The sequence below is a fragment of the Pseudorhodobacter ferrugineus DSM 5888 genome (assembly GCF_000420745.1).
GTDB classification, from domain to species: domain Bacteria; phylum Pseudomonadota; class Alphaproteobacteria; order Rhodobacterales; family Rhodobacteraceae; genus Pseudorhodobacter; species Pseudorhodobacter ferrugineus.
In genome coordinates, this window is record NZ_ATVN01000006.1 from 158,085 (window position 1) to 174,195 (window position 16,111).

At 53.3% G+C, this 16,111-nt stretch carries 19 protein-coding genes; 7 read left to right on the plus strand and 12 right to left on the minus strand.

Translation table 11 applies throughout. The features are described 5' to 3' along the window. Window positions 1-50: 50 nt before the first annotated feature. Window positions 51-629: a nucleotide exchange factor GrpE gene (locus G560_RS0107520; RefSeq protein WP_028913846.1), complete on the minus strand. Its 579-nt coding sequence runs from the start codon at window positions 627-629 to the stop codon at window positions 51-53. A 6-nt stretch (window positions 630-635) separates the two neighbouring features. Continuing rightward, window positions 636-1,715: a heat-inducible transcriptional repressor HrcA gene (gene hrcA, locus G560_RS0107525; protein WP_022703704.1), complete on the minus strand. Its 1,080-nt coding sequence runs from the start codon at window positions 1,713-1,715 to the stop codon at window positions 636-638. Between the two features lie 118 nt (window positions 1,716-1,833). Between hrcA and rph the strand changes: the two genes are divergently transcribed. Genes rph through hemW form a run of 3 tightly spaced genes read left to right on the plus strand, consistent with a single transcriptional unit; the run spans window position 1,834 to window position 4,322 of the window. Then, complete coding sequence (gene rph / locus G560_RS0107530; RefSeq protein ID WP_022703705.1) at window positions 1,834-2,547, plus strand: ribonuclease PH; 714 nt, start codon at window positions 1,834-1,836, stop codon at window positions 2,545-2,547. Further along, window positions 2,548-3,156: an RdgB/HAM1 family non-canonical purine NTP pyrophosphatase gene (rdgB, locus tag G560_RS0107535; protein ID WP_022703706.1), complete on the plus strand. Its 609-nt coding sequence runs from the start codon at window positions 2,548-2,550 to the stop codon at window positions 3,154-3,156. Continuing rightward, entirely contained in the window at window positions 3,153-4,322 is a 1,170-nt protein-coding gene (gene hemW, locus G560_RS0107540; RefSeq protein ID WP_022703707.1) for a radical SAM family heme chaperone HemW, read from the plus strand. The genes rdgB and hemW overlap by 4 nt, the downstream gene beginning before the upstream one ends. Window positions 4,323-4,331: 9 nt before the next feature. Here the strand turns inward: hemW and G560_RS0107545 are convergent, their stop codons facing one another. The 8 genes from G560_RS0107545 to G560_RS21195 form a co-directional block, all read right to left on the minus strand. Continuing rightward, a complete protein-coding gene (locus G560_RS0107545) occupies window positions 4,332-5,240 on the minus strand; it encodes a ParB/RepB/Spo0J family partition protein (protein WP_022703708.1) in 909 nt (302 codons plus the stop codon). Further along, window positions 5,240-6,067 (minus strand): ParA family protein, encoded by an 828-nt coding sequence (locus G560_RS0107550; RefSeq protein ID WP_028913848.1) that lies wholly within the window; start codon window positions 6,065-6,067, stop codon window positions 5,240-5,242. The genes G560_RS0107545 and G560_RS0107550 overlap by 1 nt, the downstream gene beginning before the upstream one ends. Further along, the gene (gene rsmG / locus G560_RS0107555) at window positions 6,060-6,686 is read right to left on the minus strand and encodes a 16S rRNA (guanine(527)-N(7))-methyltransferase RsmG (protein WP_022703710.1); all 627 of its coding nucleotides are present in this window, start codon (window positions 6,684-6,686) and stop codon (window positions 6,060-6,062) included. The genes G560_RS0107550 and rsmG overlap by 8 nt, the downstream gene beginning before the upstream one ends. Then, window positions 6,683-8,548 carry a tRNA uridine-5-carboxymethylaminomethyl(34) synthesis enzyme MnmG gene (gene mnmG, locus G560_RS0107560; protein ID WP_033419308.1) on the minus strand — a complete coding sequence of 622 codons (1,866 nt, stop codon included), beginning with the start codon at window positions 8,546-8,548 and terminating at the stop codon, window positions 6,683-6,685. Before mnmG ends, rsmG begins: the two co-directional genes overlap by 4 nt. Window positions 8,549-8,559: 11 nt before the next feature. After that, window positions 8,560-9,858, minus strand: coding sequence for a tRNA uridine-5-carboxymethylaminomethyl(34) synthesis GTPase MnmE (gene mnmE / locus G560_RS0107565; protein ID WP_028913850.1), 1,299 nt, complete (start codon window positions 9,856-9,858; stop codon window positions 8,560-8,562). Between the two features lie 118 nt (window positions 9,859-9,976). Continuing rightward, window positions 9,977-11,275 carry a transcription termination factor Rho gene (rho, locus tag G560_RS0107570; RefSeq protein WP_022703713.1) on the minus strand — a complete coding sequence of 433 codons (1,299 nt, stop codon included), beginning with the start codon at window positions 11,273-11,275 and terminating at the stop codon, window positions 9,977-9,979. Between the two features lie 132 nt (window positions 11,276-11,407). Next, a complete protein-coding gene (gene hemJ, locus G560_RS0107575) occupies window positions 11,408-11,857 on the minus strand; it encodes a protoporphyrinogen oxidase HemJ (protein WP_022703714.1) in 450 nt (149 codons plus the stop codon). Window positions 11,858-12,041: 184 nt separating this feature from the next. Further along, window positions 12,042-12,254, minus strand: coding sequence for a hypothetical protein (locus tag G560_RS21195; protein WP_022703715.1), 213 nt, complete (start codon window positions 12,252-12,254; stop codon window positions 12,042-12,044). Here G560_RS21195 and G560_RS0107585 point away from each other — a divergent pair. From G560_RS0107585 to dnaQ, 4 genes are read left to right on the plus strand one after another with little or no spacing between them, the layout of a single operon-like run. Further along, window positions 12,253-12,855, plus strand: a complete 603-nt coding sequence (locus tag G560_RS0107585; protein ID WP_022703716.1) for a Maf family protein — start codon at window positions 12,253-12,255, stop codon at window positions 12,853-12,855. The genes G560_RS21195 and G560_RS0107585 overlap by 2 nt on opposite strands. After that, window positions 12,852-13,691, plus strand: coding sequence for a shikimate dehydrogenase (locus G560_RS0107590; protein WP_022703717.1), 840 nt, complete (start codon window positions 12,852-12,854; stop codon window positions 13,689-13,691). The genes G560_RS0107585 and G560_RS0107590 overlap by 4 nt, the downstream gene beginning before the upstream one ends. Beyond that, window positions 13,688-14,281, plus strand: a complete 594-nt coding sequence (coaE, locus tag G560_RS0107595) for a dephospho-CoA kinase (protein ID WP_028913852.1) — start codon at window positions 13,688-13,690, stop codon at window positions 14,279-14,281. The genes G560_RS0107590 and coaE overlap by 4 nt, the downstream gene beginning before the upstream one ends. Further along, window positions 14,274-14,969: a DNA polymerase III subunit epsilon gene (gene dnaQ, locus G560_RS0107600; protein WP_022703719.1), complete on the plus strand. Its 696-nt coding sequence runs from the start codon at window positions 14,274-14,276 to the stop codon at window positions 14,967-14,969. Before coaE ends, dnaQ begins: the two co-directional genes overlap by 8 nt. Window positions 14,970-15,015: 46 nt before the next feature. Here dnaQ and secB read toward each other — a convergent pair whose 3' ends face one another. Together secB and G560_RS0107610 are read right to left on the minus strand one after the other, a co-directional pair. Continuing rightward, window positions 15,016-15,525 (minus strand): protein-export chaperone SecB, encoded by a 510-nt coding sequence (gene secB, locus G560_RS0107605; protein WP_022703720.1) that lies wholly within the window; start codon window positions 15,523-15,525, stop codon window positions 15,016-15,018. 54 nt (window positions 15,526-15,579) lie between these two features. Continuing rightward, the gene (locus G560_RS0107610; protein WP_022703721.1) at window positions 15,580-16,074 is read right to left on the minus strand and encodes an FxsA family protein; all 495 of its coding nucleotides are present in this window, start codon (window positions 16,072-16,074) and stop codon (window positions 15,580-15,582) included. Window positions 16,075-16,111 lie beyond the last annotated feature (37 nt).

Below are 16,111 nucleotides of genomic sequence, written 5' to 3' on the forward strand. Positions count from 1 at the left end.
TCCTTGGGGGGTGCGGGGTGCAAACAGCCCCCCGCTCCTTAATCAAAGCATTAACCGACGCTTGACGAAACCCCAACCTGCGCGGGGCGCAACAAGCGGTCATGCAGCAAAAAGCCTTCAGTCATAACCTGAATGATCTGGCCTGCTTTGGTGCCAGGAACCGGCGCTTCGAACATCGCTTGGTGCATCTGCGGGTCAAACTGATCACCGATGTCGGGAATGATCGGGGTCATATTGTGCTTGGTCATCACCGAAAGCAGTTCGCGCAGAGTCAATTCGACACCTTCAATCAGCGCCGCAGCCTCGGCGCGATGCTGATCGGTGGCAGCGTCAAGGGCGCGGCGCAAGTTGTCATAAACGGGCAGCAAATCGCGGGCGAGCTTGGAGCCACCGTATTGTTCGGCCTCGCGACGGTCACGTTCACCACGCTTACGAGCGTTTTCGGCATCGGCAAGGGCGCGCATAAAGCGGTCGCGGAAATCATCACGTTCTGCCCGCAGCGCGTCGAGTTCATCCGTCGGGGCCGGGCCGCCAAATTCGGACATGTCAATATCACCCTCTGGGGCATCGGCGAGGGTTACTTTTGCGGCGGTATCGTTGGCCATGTCGTCTTTCCTTGTTTCAGTCATCTTGCCTTATCCTCTTGTCCGGTCGGAAATTAGCCGACCCACAAGTTGGGCTGTGTAGTCAACGATGGGTACGATGCGGCCATAATTCAACCGTGTCGGACCGATCACGCCAACAGCGCCAATGATCTTTCGATCAGCGTTCATATAGGGGGAAACGACAAGAGACGAGCCCGAAAGTGAGAACAACTTGTTTTCAGAGCCGATAAAAATGCGGACACCTTCGCCCTGTTCGGTCAGTTCCAGAAACTCGGCGATATCCCGCTTTCGTTCAAGGTCGTCAAAAAGGTGACGAATGCGGTCAAAGTCGAGGGCTTCGGTCGTGCCGTCGAGAAGGTGAGAACGGCCACGGACGATGAGCCGCTCACTTTGCTCACCGGCATTTTCCCACAAAACAAGGCCGGTTTCGACGAGTTGCTGGGCGAGGATGTCAATTTCTTGCCGCCGGGTTTTAATCTCGGCCGTGACTGTTTTGCGCAATTCGGACAAGGTTTTACCGGCAGCCAAAGCGTTCAGGAAGTTTGCCGCCTCTCGCATCGAAGAGGGGGTTTGGCCAGGTGGCGGCGTAAAAACGCGGTTTTCGACGTGGCTGTCGGCAAAAACCAGCACCACCAAGGCGCGATCGGCGCTGAGACTAACAAATTCGATATGCTTGATTGGCGCTTCGTGTTTCGGGGTCAGGACAAGACTGGCGCCCTGCGTAATGCCGGACAGCGCCGAGCCAACGCGATCGAGCAAGGCGCCAACATCTGAATGGCCATCGCCCATCGTGGCATCGATCAGGCTGCGGTCTTCGGACGCGACCTCGCCCACCTCTAGCACACCATCGACGAAAAGCCGCAGGCCGGTTTGGGTGGGTATGCGGCCAGAGGAGGTGTGCGGGCTGCCAAGAAGACCGAGGTATTCGAGATCTTGCATAACATTACGCACGGTCGCGGGGCTGATTTTTTCCGAAAGAGTGCGGGTAAGGGTGCGCGAGCCAACCGGTTCGCCCGACGTCAGGTAGCCTTCGACGACGCGGCGAAACACCTCTCGGGAGCGGTCGTTCAGCTCGGACATAAGGGCAGCACGTTTGTTTTGTTCAGTCATTGGTTTGTTTCCCAAGGGCCATGCACATTAGAGAGAGCGGGGTCCATTCGTCAATGACGCTTGCATCCTTATCCACAGGGTGGGTATTTGTGCATGAATTGATATTTAGGAGCGTTCCATGCGGCCATCAGCACGAAATCTAGACCAAATGCGCAATGTGACCATTGAAACAGGTGTGATGAAGCATGCCGAGGGGTCTTGTTTGATCAAAATGGGGGAAACACATGTACTGTGTTCCGCCTCGATAGAAGACAAAGCACCGTCGTTTTTGAAGAATACAGGTCAGGGTTGGGTTACGGCGGAATATGGCATGCTGCCGCGCGCCACCAACACACGCAACCGCCGTGAGGCTGCTGCAGGCAAGCAGACGGGGCGGACACAGGAAATTCAGCGCCTTATTGGTCGTGCGCTGCGCGCCGGCGTTGATCGTCGGGCACTGGGCGAACGGCAGATTGTAGTGGATTGCGATGTGTTGCAGGCCGATGGCGGGACACGTTGTGCATCGATTACGGGCGGTTGGATTGCCCTGCGTTTGGCTGTTAACAAGCTGATTAAGGCGGGGTTAGTGACGTCTGATCCGATTATTGACCATGTGGTTGCCGTGTCTTGCGGGATCTATGCTGGGCAAGCCGTGTTGGATTTGGACTATGCCGAGGATTCGAATGCAGGGACAGACGGGAATTTCATTCTGACGGGTGCCGCCCGATTGATTGAAGTGCAAATGTCTGCTGAGGGGGCGACATTCTCACGCGATGAAATGGGGCAGTTGATGGATTTGGCCGAGGCTGGTTGTGCCGAACTGGTCAGCGCACAAAAAGCGGCATTGGCCTAAATGCGCAGGTTTGATGGGACGCAATTGCTGGTTGCCACGCATAATGCGGGAAAGCTGATCGAAATTAGCGATCTTTTGAAGCCGTTTGGGGTTTCAGTGGTTTCGGCGGGTGCATTGGGCCTGCCGGAGCCGGTGGAGACAGAAGACAATTTTGTCGGAAACGCGCGGATTAAGGCCCATGCGGCGGCACAGGCATCGGGATTGATAGCCTTGGCGGACGATTCGGGCATTTGCGTTGATGGACTGGGCGGGGCGCCGGGTGTTTATACGGCGGATTGGGCCGAAACACCCAATGGTCGCGATTTTGGTATGGCGATGGAACGGACATGGCGGGAACTGGAAGCGGTCGCAGCGCCATTTCCGCGCAATGCGCAGTTTTGTTCGACCCTTGTGATGGCGTGGCCAGATAGGCACGATGAAGTTTTTGAAGGAAAGATGGCGGGTTCGGTGGTTTGGCCTATGCGTGGGGCGCTTGGACATGGTTATGACCCTATTTTCCAGCCGGACGGATATAATGAGACGTTTGCGGAAATGAGCCCCGATCTGAAAAACAAGATCAGCCACCGTGCCGATGCGTTCCGCAAGTTAGTGACTGGTTGTTTCACGTGAAACCATCTTTTGCGACCGAGGATTGGCAGTTGGGCGGATTTGGCCTGTACCTTCACTGGCCGTTTTGCCAATCCAAATGCCCTTACTGTGACTTTAACAGCCATGTCGCAGCAAAGGTTGATCAGGGGCGCTGGGAAACAGCGTTTTTGGCCGAGATTGAGCGGGTCGGAGCGCAAACAAAAGGTAGGGTTCTTCAAACCATTTTCTTTGGTGGGGGAACTCCGTCCCTTATGGCGCCGGAGCTTGTAAGTGCCATTTTGGGCAAGGTTAGAGAGACTTGGACCCTTGCCAATGATGTCGAGATTACAATGGAAGCGAACCCCGGATCTGTCGAGGTTGGGCGCTTTAATGGGTATAGAAATGCTGGTGTGAATCGTGTTTCCATCGGCGTCCAAGCATTGAACGACGTCGACCTGAAGGCGCTTGGGCGGCTGCACAGCGTGGAGGACGCGAAGGCGGCCATTAAGATTGCGCAAAAAACCTTTGATCGGGTCAGCTTTGATCTGATTTATGCCCGACAAAAGCAAAGCCTTCAGGCGTGGACGATGGAGCTACGTGAGGCGCTGGCTATGGCAAGCGGCCACTTGTCACTGTACCAACTGACCATCGAAGATGGCACGGCATTCGGCGACCGCTTTCGCCGCGGGCTTTTGCGTGGATTGCCAAGCGAAGACCTTGGTGCAGATATGTATTTGGCAACCCAAGAGTTGACAGCAGCAGCAGGGTACCGCTCCTACGAAGTGTCTAACTATGCCCAAAAGGAGCAAGAATCACGGCATAATTGCATTTATTGGAATGCTGGCGACTATGCCGGAATTGGGCCTGGTGCGCATGGTCGCCTTACGCTTGATGGGACGCGCTATGCGACGGAGGCCATTGCCAATCCAGCAGCCTGGTTGGCTGGTGTAGAGGGAGAGGCCGGAGCCGAAAGCAGACACACTGTGCCCAACCATGAGCAGGGGCTTGAATATTTGATAATGGGGTTGCGGCGGGACGCTGGTATCGATCTTGACCGATTTGCCAGTCTTTCAGGTAATCCAGTTTCATTGCGGAAAATCAACGACTTGGTCGATATCGGTATGGTCGAAAAATCAGAAAGCCGCCTTACTGCGACAGCGCAGGGGCGGCTTGTACTGAATGCAGTGATTGAAGGCTTAATGGAGTAGAGCGGTGGGTCAATCACGATCCATTTGAGACAGCGTCCTGCAAAGGCTGTCTAGATCATCCAACGTATTGTATTTAATTGACAAAATTCCGCTTTCACCACCCGGTTCGTGATTGATACTAACCGCCATTCGAAGGTTTGCACCAAGATCTGCCTCTAACGCACGCGTGTCTGCATCTTTTTCAAACCGCGCCCCGCCGCTCGACGTCTTTGTGCGGCTCGGTGTGCTTGAAGTTTGACGCGCCAATTGCTCGGTTTCACGGACGGAAAGACCCTTCTCCATCACAGTTTTGGCAAGCTCGGACGGATTCGAGGTCGTTATCAATGCACGCGCATGACCTGCTGACAGCTTGCCATCACGAATATACCCCTGAACATCAGATGGTAGGTTGAGCAGACGCAACAAATTGGCGATATGGCTGCGGCTTTTAGATAGGGCTTCTGCGATCTTTTCTTGGGTATGTCCAAAGCGGTCCATGAGCTGACGAAAGCCCGCCGCCTCTTCAATTGCGTTCAGGTCAGCGCGCTGAATGTTCTCTATTATAGCCACTTCGAGCACTTCAGTATCATCGAAATCACGAACAACGACAGGAAGACGGTGGACTTGCGCGATCTGTGCGGCGCGCCAACGGCGCTCACCTGCGACAATCTCATACGTATCCGTGCCAGCAATTGGACGGACGATGAGGGGTTGCAAGACGCCTTTTTGACGAATTGATGCAGCCAAGTTTTCCAGCGCCTCAGGCGTAAAGTCGCGCCGAGGCTGATTTGGGTTAGGCAAAAGTTTTTCGACGGCAATCAAAGAGTCTTGGCGACGCTGTGCGCTTGTATCGCCCGACTGTTCTGCGGTCACATTGATGTCCGACATCAATGCAGAAAGTCCCCGCCCCAAACCACGCCGCTCCGGTTTCTTTTCCATTAGTTTGGCCCCTGTGTCGCTTTCTGTTTCATACCATAACGCTCTGCGATTTCTAAGGAAAGTGCGCGATACGCTTCGGACCCCTTAGACGCGGAATCATAAGCAAGCACCGGTAACGCATAGGACGGCGCTTCGCTTACCCGGACATTCCTTGGGATGATGGTTTTAAACACTAAGTCACCTAGATTCTCACGCGCATCCGCTGCGACCAACTGGGATAAGTTGTTACGCTTATCATACATGGTGAGCAGCACACCTTCGATCCTAAGGTCGTTATTTGCGGTCTGCCTGATCTCTCGCACCGTTAGCATCAGTTGCGACAACCCCTCAAGCGCGAAGAACTCGCTTTGCAAGGGTATCAGGACTGAATGGCACGCAACCAACGCATTTACGGTCAGCAGATTTAGAGACGGTGGACAGTCAATCAGAATAAAATCAAAACCAAACTCTGCCATGCTTGGCTGGCGAAGCGCGTCACGCAGAAGGAAACTACGCTTTTCATTTGCAACCATTTCCATGTCGGCTGACGACAGATCTGCGTTTGCAGGGCAGATCGACACGCGTTCAATGCCGGTTTGGTGAATGACGAGGTCCAAAGGCGCATCTTCAACCATTAAGTCATACGTTGTCAGACTTCGATTGGCCAATTCTATACCAAAACCGGTTGATGCATTGCCCTGGGGATCAAGATCGATGACCAATACATTGGCGCCCAGCTCGGCAAGGCCGGCCGCCAGATTGATCGTGGTCGTTGTCTTTGCGACGCCTCCCTTTTGGTTGGCGAGTGCAATAATTCTGGGCGCGTTCTCAATAGTTGGGCTAGGCATTTCGAATTCCATGAACAATTAGGATTACGCCACTCGGATCGGTTAGGCTTTGCACAGTTTTGCATTCAAACTCAAACTGATGTTTTGCCTCGTCAATCTCGTGCGCAAAGTTTTCCCCCTTTGGAAAGAGGCAAACACCGTCTTTAGCAAGGTGGCGCTGAGCCGCCGTAAGTAGTTTTGAAAGTGGTGCAAGCGCACGAGCAGAAACCAACTCGGCGCCCTGTGGTTCAAGTGTTTCGGCACGCTGCGCTATGATCGCAGCATTTATGCCAAGAGTACGCACCGCTTCTCGCAAAAATGCGGCCTTACGCTGATCGGACTCGACAAGCGTAAAGTGCCTTTCAGGTGATTGGTCGACTGAAATAGCGGCAAGAACAATACCAGGCAAGCCGCCGCCACTACCAAGATCGACACACTTCACCACGCCATCGGGAATGTGCTTATAAAGCTGTGCTGAATCAGCTATGTGCCGCATCCAGACATCGTTCAGACTGGATTTTGAAACCAAGTTTATCGTTGGGTTCCATTTTCGAATAAGCTGCTCAAATAAACAAAGCCTATCCACTGTTTCACGTGAAACATCGGCGAGAGGAGCAATCGACTGAGCGTGATTGGTCATTTCCGCTGACGCCACGTTGCGCCGCTTTTTACACGAGACAAGATTAACACAAGTGCGGCGGGGGTCATTCCCTCTATCCGCCCGGCCTGAGCAATAGACGTTGGCCTCACAGCGCACAACTTTGCGCAAAGCTCGTTCGACAATCCAGGCAGTCCAACATAATCAAATCCATCTGGTATCCGTGTGTCTTCATCGCGCTTCAATCCAGCAGCCTCTGTGATCTGCCGGTCAGAATAATTAGCATAGAGCGATTCGCGCCAAAGCTGGGTTAGAAAGTCCGCCGGTATCTTGGGAAACTCTGGCAATCCTTCTGCGATTTCTGCCAGCTCGCCCTCTAGCTGAGACAGCACAGTAAAGCCACTCCGTCGAGCACCATCTTGCCGTGCCTTGAATCCGGCATCCGCAATCTGCTTTGACGTGTAGGTTACCAAATCAAGCTCTGCTCGATATTCGGCGAGGCGATCAGCCTTTGCTTCAAAAACCTGCCGACGCGCCACCCCGACACATCCAGCCTCAATTGCCTTTGGTGTTAGCCTTTGATCGGCATTATCAGCACGCAAAATAAGCCTGTATTCTGCGCGTGACGTAAACATTCGGTAGGGTTCGGTAACCCCACGCAGTGTTAGATCATCAAGCATGACGCCAATATAACTGTCCGACCGGCTAAAAGAAATCTCTGCACGGCCCATGGCTATCGCAGCGGCATTCAAACCCGCCACAAGACCTTGTGCAGCAGCCTCTTCATAACCGGTTGTGCCGTTTATCTGGCCCGCAAAAAATAGGCCTGAAAAGCCCTTTACAGATAGTGTCGGCGTCAGATTGCGGGGATCGAAGAAATCATACTCGATCGCATAGCCGGGTTGAAGGACTACCGTATTTTCCAGCCCCGCTATTGAACGAACATAGTCTTCCTGAACTGCGGCCGGCAATGACGTAGATATACCGTTTGGATAAACCGTATCGTCGTCAAGTCCTTCAGGCTCAAGAAAGATCTGATGCGACGTTTTCTCAGAAAACCGCACGATTTTATCTTCGATTGACGGACAGTACCGGGGCCCAACCCCTTCTATATGCCCGCCGTACATTGCTGAACGCGACAAATTTTCTCGGACAATGTCATGCGTTCTTTCATTCGTTTCTGTGATTCCACAACTGACCTGGCGCGCTGTCGGAGATTGACTAAGGAAGGACAGCATTGTCGGATCATCATCGCCAGCTTGTGCATTCAGACGATCCCAAGCAATCGTCTTGCCATCGAGACGCGGGGGTGTTCCTGTCTTTAATCTACCACGGGCAAAACCATATTCCGCCAACCTCTGGGCCAACCTGACGGAAGGAAGTTCGCCTACGCGCCCACCAGATGTTTGATTTTCGCCTATATGAATGATTCCATTCAGAAATGTACCAGCCGTTAAAACCACAGATGCAGCCCGCAAGTCGGTTTCATCCGCCATTCTAACGCCTGAAATCACTGTACCGTTCTGAATAAAATCTATTGCCTCGCCTTCAACAATTTCCAGATTCGGTATTTGCCCAAGCATGGATTGGATGGCCAAGCGGTAAAGCTTCCGATCCGCTTGCGTTCGCGGCCCTTGAACAGCAGGGCCCTTGCTACGGTTCAACAACCTGAATTGAATCCCTGCCTTATCTGCAGCGACACCCATAATGCCGTCAAATGCGTCAATTTCCCTGACCAAGTGACCCTTGCCCAGACCACCAATAGCAGGATTGCAGGACATTACGCCCAACGTCTCTTTCTTAAGTGTCAGCAGGGCGGTTCTTGCACCCATACGCGCTGCCGCTGCCGCTGCCTCGCAACCTGCATGCCCGCCGCCAACAACGATTACATCAAACTGTTTCACGTGAAACATCCTCATTTACCGATACAAAAACTAGCAAAGATCTCTCCAAGCACTGTTTCTACGTCAATCCTGCCCAGCAATACCTCAAGCGCACGAGAGGCCGCCCTTAACTCTTCCGCAACCACCTCTACGCCCATTAAGGGCCGCTCTAGTTCATTCATCGCCGAGCGAAGCGCGTTCAAAGAATTTCTGACGGCTATCTGGTGCCGTTGCCGTGTCAGTGTACCTGCGCCAACAGTTCGCGACAACAGCACAGAAGATACTGCACCCAACAACAATTGCACCCCCTGCCCAGTTAAGCCAGATACATGATACGCAAAACGGGAAAGATCATCACCAGAAAACCGATCAGCTTTACCCAGGACAATCAGATCATTCTCCCGGCAAACAGCAGCAGGCGTGTCACTAAGCCCATCCAGCAAAAAAACCCTTAGATCGGCCGCATTTGCGCGCTGGAGCGCAAGTTCAACACCCAATACTTCAACGGGATCATCAGTATCGCGCAAGCCTGCCGTGTCCAGAAAGGTGACAGCAAGCCCATCCACATCCATTCTAACCTCAATCACATCACGGGTCGTCCCTGCGATCTCAGATGTGATCGCGGCATTTCGTCCAGCCAACGCATTCAACAAAGTAGACTTTCCAGCATTCGGCCGCCCGACAATCGCAATCTCAAACCCATCGCGAATCCGTTCCGCAATCTTTGCACCTGCAAGCTCTGCATCTAGCTGGCTCAAAAGCCCATCCAGCAATGCACGCACTTCCGGCATCACATCGACAGAAAGATCCTCATCCGCAAAGTCAATCGTTGCTTCCAAAAGCGCAGCTGCACGAACCAAATCTCGTCGCCAACCCTCTACTTTGGCGCCAATAGCACCCGACAAAACCCGCAAAGACTGAACCCGTTGCGCCTCTGTCTCAGCATCAATCAGATCAGCAAGCCCTTCGACCTGCGTCAAATCAAGGCAGCCGTTTTCCAACGCGCGGCGCGTAAACTCGCCTGCTTCCGCTAGTCGTAACCCGTCGATACCAGACAGCGCCTGCAATACGGCAGCAACAACGGCTTGCCCGCCATGCAATTGCAACTCAACGCTCGGCTCTCCAGTAAAACTTGCGCCCTCTTCAAAAACCAATACCAGGGCCTCATCCAACACCGCCCCTTGCCAATACAGCTTGCGCAAACTCGCCTGTCGCGTTTTTGGCACAGCCGTCATCAGCGCCAAGGCGGAATGCGCTTTTGGCCCCGAAACACGAACAACGGCAACGCCGGCCTTTCCCCTCGCCGAGGCCAGCGCATAAATCGTATCCAACATTTACAAAACCCCAAGGTTAAAGCCTGTCATGGCACTGAAAATGAAATAGCTCGGCCTCGATGACCAAAACAAATGGCCACAAAAACCGAGCTATGAAATACGGATCGTTGCGGCGTTACGTGTTCATCGAATCAAAGAAGTCAGAGTTTGATTTGGTTTGCTTCAACTTGGAAATCAGGAATTCAATCGCATCCGTCGTCCCCATCGGGTTCAAAATGCGCCGCAGAACATAGGTTTTCTGCAAATCAATCTTATCTACCAACAGGTCTTCCTTACGCGTACCGGATTTCAGAATATCCATCGCAGGGAACACGCGCTTATCGGCTACTTTCCGATCCAGCACGATTTCAGAGTTACCCGTACCTTTGAATTCCTCAAAGATCACTTCATCCATCCGCGAGCCCGTATCAATCAACGCCGTCGCGATAATGGTCAGCGACCCGCCCTCTTCGATATTCCGCGCGGCACCAAAGAACCGCTTGGGCCGTTGCAAGGCGTTCGCATCCACACCGCCAGTCAGAACCTTACCGGACGATGGCACAACCGTGTTAAACGCACGCCCGAGACGGGTGATCGAATCCAAAAGGATCACCACATCACGCTTATGTTCAACCAAACGCTTGGCTTTCTCGATCACCATTTCCGCCACAGCAACGTGCCGCGTTGCAGGTTCGTCAAAGGTCGAAGATACCACCTCGCCCTTAACCGATCGCTGCATATCTGTTACTTCTTCCGGCCGTTCATCGATCAACAGAACGATCAAATAACATTCCGGATGATTGGTCGCGATCGAATGCGCGATGTTTTGCAGCAAAACCGTCTTACCCGTGCGTGGTGGTGCCACGATCAGGCCACGCTGGCCTTTACCAATCGGGGCGACCAAATCAATAATCCGCGCAGACCGGTCCTTTAGCGTTGGATCATCAACTTCCATCTTGAATCGCTCATCCGGATACAGCGGCGTCAGGTTGTCGAAATGCACTTTGTGACGCGCCTTTTCAGGGTCATCAAAGTTGATTCGCGTCACCTTGGTCATGCTAAAGTAGCGCTCGGTTTCGCGTGGCGCAGCAATAACCCCTTCAATCGTATCGCCTGTCCGCAAGGAAAACATGCGGATTGTTTCGGGCGATACATAAATATCATCTGGGCCCGGCAAGTAGTTGGCCGACGGGCTGCGCAAAAAGCCAAAGCCATCCTGCACAACTTCCAACACGCCATCACCACCAATTTCCCAACCTTCTTCGGCATGCTCTTTCAGGATCGAGAACATCATCTCGCCCTTGCGCATCGAAGGTGCGTTTTCGACATCCCATTCTTCAGCCATTGCCAACAAATCTGCGGGCGTTTTCGCCTTTAATTCCGAAAGGTTAAGACGCTGTACATCGTCTTCGGCAATCAAAATCTCATCGTTCATCTTCAAAATTATCCTTATCCAATAACCCCAAACGGGTTTTGGCATCACGTCAGAAAGGGGAACAGCTGTTCGGACCGGACGGCCCAGCTTTGTCGCGTTTAAGCGACTCATCCAAAAAAGTCAATCTTAGCCTTAGAACTTCACAATAACCGACAGAACAATCACGATCATAAGCAACGTCGGCAGTTCATTCATCATCCGATAACGCCGCCCGGTCAGCGTATTCTGGCCCGTCGCAAAATCCTTGCGCCGCCCTGCAAGCCACATATGAAACCATGTCATCACAATCACCGATGCGCCTTTTGTCCAGGACCAAACCATCGACCAATCTACGATCCCGGGCGTTGCCACCAGCATCAGCCCAAAAATCCATGTTGCAATCATCGCAGGGTTCATAATCACCCGCAGCAATTTCATTTCCATTGTCTGAAAAAGGTCGTCACTCTTTTCACCGGTCTGCACCTGCTCGGCATGGTACACAAACAACCGGGGCAAGTAGAACAATCCCGCCATCCAGGTGATCACTGACATCACATGCAAGGCTTTCACCCAAAGATAATAGTCTGCCAGTATCGATGTCATGCCTGCGCTTCCTTGTTCTCGCTTCTAATAAATATAAGATATTTATAGAAAGATGTAGTTATAGATGGGCCTATGGATATGGGAATAGCGCAAATTGCCCCAGTGTTCATCCACATTTTTCAACCTGTGCATAAGTGCGTAAATAAATGCAAAAAAATTTTATAAACAGTTTAAATTCAATGACTTATTTGAACAGAAGAACACCGAATCTATCAACATAGCCTAGGTTTATAGCAGTTTTCCCAAGAGCAAAATTCCATCTTTGCACATGTGGATATAACCCCTGAACGCTTGACAAAAACCACTCCTTACCCACACCAATCGTCAAATAGTGGCTTACCCACATTTCCGCTTGCCGGAACATATGCAGATTTTCCACAGGATTGTTCACACCCATGGCCGCCCCTCAGATCATTCTTGCCTCTTCCTCTGAAACCCGTCAGCGCCTGTTATCTGCCGCGGGTCTGACCTTTGCCCATGTGGCCGCACGTATTGACGAAGACGCGATCCGGGCAAGCCTAGAGGCAGACGGTGCCAAGCCCCTTGATATTGCAGACCTGTTGGCGGAAATGAAAGCACGGAAGCTGGCGGAAAAGCATTTTGACGCGCTGGTGCTGGGTTGCGATCAGGTACTTGATTTCAAAGGAAAATCATGGGGAAAACCGGCTTCGAAGGATGACGCAATTCACCAGCTTACCCAATTGCGCGGCCAAACCCACCACTTGCTGTCGGCAATCGTGGCTTATCATCAAGGCGAACCCGTCTGGCGACATGTCGGCAAGGCCCGCCTTACCATGCATGAGTTTTCTGACGAGTGGCTAGCAAGTTATGTTATCCGCAACTGGGACGGTATTCGCCATTCCGCCGGCTGCTACCTGCTTGAAGGGGAAGGTGTGCGCCTATTTTCAGCTGTAGATGGCGATTACTTTACCATCCTTGGGCTTCCCCTGTTGCCGCTGTTGGGCTATCTGAGAACGAGGGGGTTCATAGTGACATGACAGACCATCCGCGCATTCCGCTTGCAGGCGTTATAGGCTCGCCAATCGCGCACAGCCGTTCGCCTATTTTGCACAATTACTGGCTGAAACGCTATGGCATCAAGGGTCATTACGTACCACTGGATATCGCGCAAGCGGATTTGGCCGAGGCGTTGCGGATGCTGCCAAAGATGGGGTTTGTTGGACTTAACGTCACGATTCCACATAAGGAAACGGTGATCGGATTGGCCGACATCGTGACGGATCGCGCAGCGTTGATAGGCGCGGCCAACACTCTTATTTTTCGCAGCGACGGTAAAATTCATGCCGACAATACCGATGGTTCGGGGTTTGTCGCCAATCTTCGCCAACACACCCCTGATTGGCAGCCAAAAGCTGGGCCTGCCGTGGTCTTTGGTGCCGGTGGTGCCGCTCGCGCGATCATTGCGGCTCTGATAGAGGTTGGCGTTCCAGAAATCCGCCTGACCAACCGGACCCGTGCGCGGGCCGAAGCCCTGCGCCATGATTTTGGTGCCAAGATAACGGTCGTCGAATGGGTGCAATCGGCCCATTTTCTGGATGACGCGGTGACAGTCGTGAACACAAGCGCGCTGGGCATGATTGGAAAACCCGAATTTAATGTCTCGCTGGATGAGTTGAACCCAAAGGCTTTGGTCAATGACTTGGTCTATACCCCCATCCAAACCGAATTTCTAACCGCTGCCGCCGCGCGGGGCTGTAAGACGGTGGATGGTTTGGGGATGCTGCTGCATCAGGCCGCCCCTGGATTTGAGCGCTGGTTCGGCCATCGCCCCGACGTGGATGAAGAAACCCGTGATACCGTGATGGGCCTGTGATGCCCTTTCGACTGGGATTAACAGGGTCCATTGGCATGGGAAAATCCACTACTGCAGGCTTTTTCGCGGCAGCAGGTGTGCCTGTTTGGGATGCTGATGCCGCCGTTCACAGGCTTTATGCCGCAGGCGGTGCCGCCGTTTCGCCAATTGCAGACTTATGGCCGCAAGCCGTTGTTGGTGGCGCCGTCGACCGCGCTATCCTTAAGTCCTTAATCATCGCCGATCCTACGGTTTTGGCTATGTTAGAGCCTTTGGTACACCCACTTGTCGCCGCAGACCGTGCGGCGTTTCTGGCTGCTGTACGGGCTGATATTGTGGTCTTTGATATCCCGTTACTGTTCGAAAAAGGGACCGAGGCCGACATGGATGCGACCCTTTTGGTCACGGCTCCGACTGCCCTGCAGCGCGCCCGCGTGATGGCGCGGGCTGGCATGACCGAGGCGCAGTTTCACACCATTCTGACCCGCCAAATGCCGGATGCCGAAAAACGCAGCCGTGCGACCCATATTATCGAGACCCTGAATCTTGATGCCGCAAACGCCTGCGTCACCGCCCTGATTGCCTATATCCGAGAGACCCGACATGCGTGAGATCGTTCTTGATACCGAAACCACAGGGTTTGAACCGACCGAAGGCGACCGGATTGTAGAAATTGGTGCGGTGGAGCTGTTTAACCACATGCCAACTGGCCGGACCTATCACCAATATATCAACCCGGAACGCACCATGCCCAAAGCGGCTTTTGAAGTGCACGGGTTGGGTGATGATTTCTTGCGGGATAAGCCGGTTTTTAAAGACATCGCACAAGCGTTTCTGGATTTTGTCGGCACGGACAAAATGATTATCCACAATGCCAGCTTTGACATGAAATTCTTAAATCATGAATTGGGAGTTGTGGGCCTGCCGAAACTGCCGGCGGCGCAGGCGCTAGATACGCTGATGATCGCGCGCCAAAAATTCCCCGGCTCTCCTGCATCACTCGATGCATTGTGCCGCCGTTTTGGTGTCGATAACTCGGGTCGAGAAAAGCACGGGGCGCTGCTCGACAGTGAGATTTTGGCCGAGGTCTATCTAGAACTGATTGGTGGCCGCCAGCCGGATTTCGCGTTATCGGCAGAAAGCCAGCGTGATACGGGAAGTATCGCACAATCTGATGATTGGCGGCCAAAACCGCGCCCGACGGCCCTGCCCCCGCGCATTACAGCCGAGGAGGCCGAGGCGCATTCAGCCTTTGTCGCCAAACTGGGCGAAGCGGCGATTTGGGTGAAACGTCAATAAAAAAGGCCAGACGTGATGTCTGGCCCTTGTCGTAATCTGCAATCCTTTAGGATACGGGCTGAGCGGCCTTTTGCTCTTCCATCCGGCGGGCAAGCTCGGTGCGGTACAGTGCAAGGAAGTCAACCGCATCAATGTTCAACGGCGGGAAACCACCATCGCGCGTCACGTCCGAAATGATCCGGCGTACGAAGGGGAACAGCATGCGGGGGCATTCAATCAGCAAGAATGGATGCATCTGGTCCTCTGGCACGCCTTCAATGTGAAAAATGCCACCATAATCCAGCTCTACTACGAACAGAATCTCGCCGTTGGCCGTGTTCTTGGATGTAACGCGGAACTTTGTGATCACTTCAAACTGGTTATCAGCCGAACGCTTGCGCGCATCAAGGCTAACGGCGACTTGTGTGTCGGGCTGAACTTCACCGCCTTGGCTTCCACGCTGGGCAACCGCGTTTTCAAACGACAGATCGCGCATGAACTGGCCAAGCACCTGCATTTTGACGCCTTCGGACGGCTGGGCGGACGGTTGGGCGGCTGCCCCGTTTGCTTCGGTCATTCTAACTCTCCCAAAAAATCATTGGGGGTGGTTTAGCAGGTCACGGGAAAGGCCTCAATGCTCTGTCCAGCCAGAGGGGCGCTTGTTTATGCCCTTTTGTGGATCTGGCGCGTCGGTCAGGTCCGAATATTCACCGTCAATCACACTGTCATCATTGTGACGCGGGCGGGTTTCGCGTTGGCTGCCGGCTGCAAAGCTCGCGACCTGTACGCGCGACGCGGCAAAGGTGATGATCGCCTGCCGGATCGGCGGGACCAGCAGCAAAAACCCGACAGCATCGGTGAAAAATCCGGGCGTCAGCAATAAAGCGCCGGCGAACAATATCATCGCGCCATGCGCCAAGGGTGACAGCGGGTCGCGCATCTGTGCCATCGAATTGCGCAATTCCCCCAGCACCTTCAGCCCCTGCTTGCGCACCAAAAACGTGCCAATTATGCCTGTCGCAAGCACAATTGCTAGCGTTGGCCAAAGGGTCAGCCAGCCGCCGATCTTGATGAAAAGGCCAATCTCAATCAAGGGTACGGCGATGAAAGCGAGTAAAAGCCACATTTTTGGCCTCCTTTCCCAGTTTCCCGGTGATTTCTTT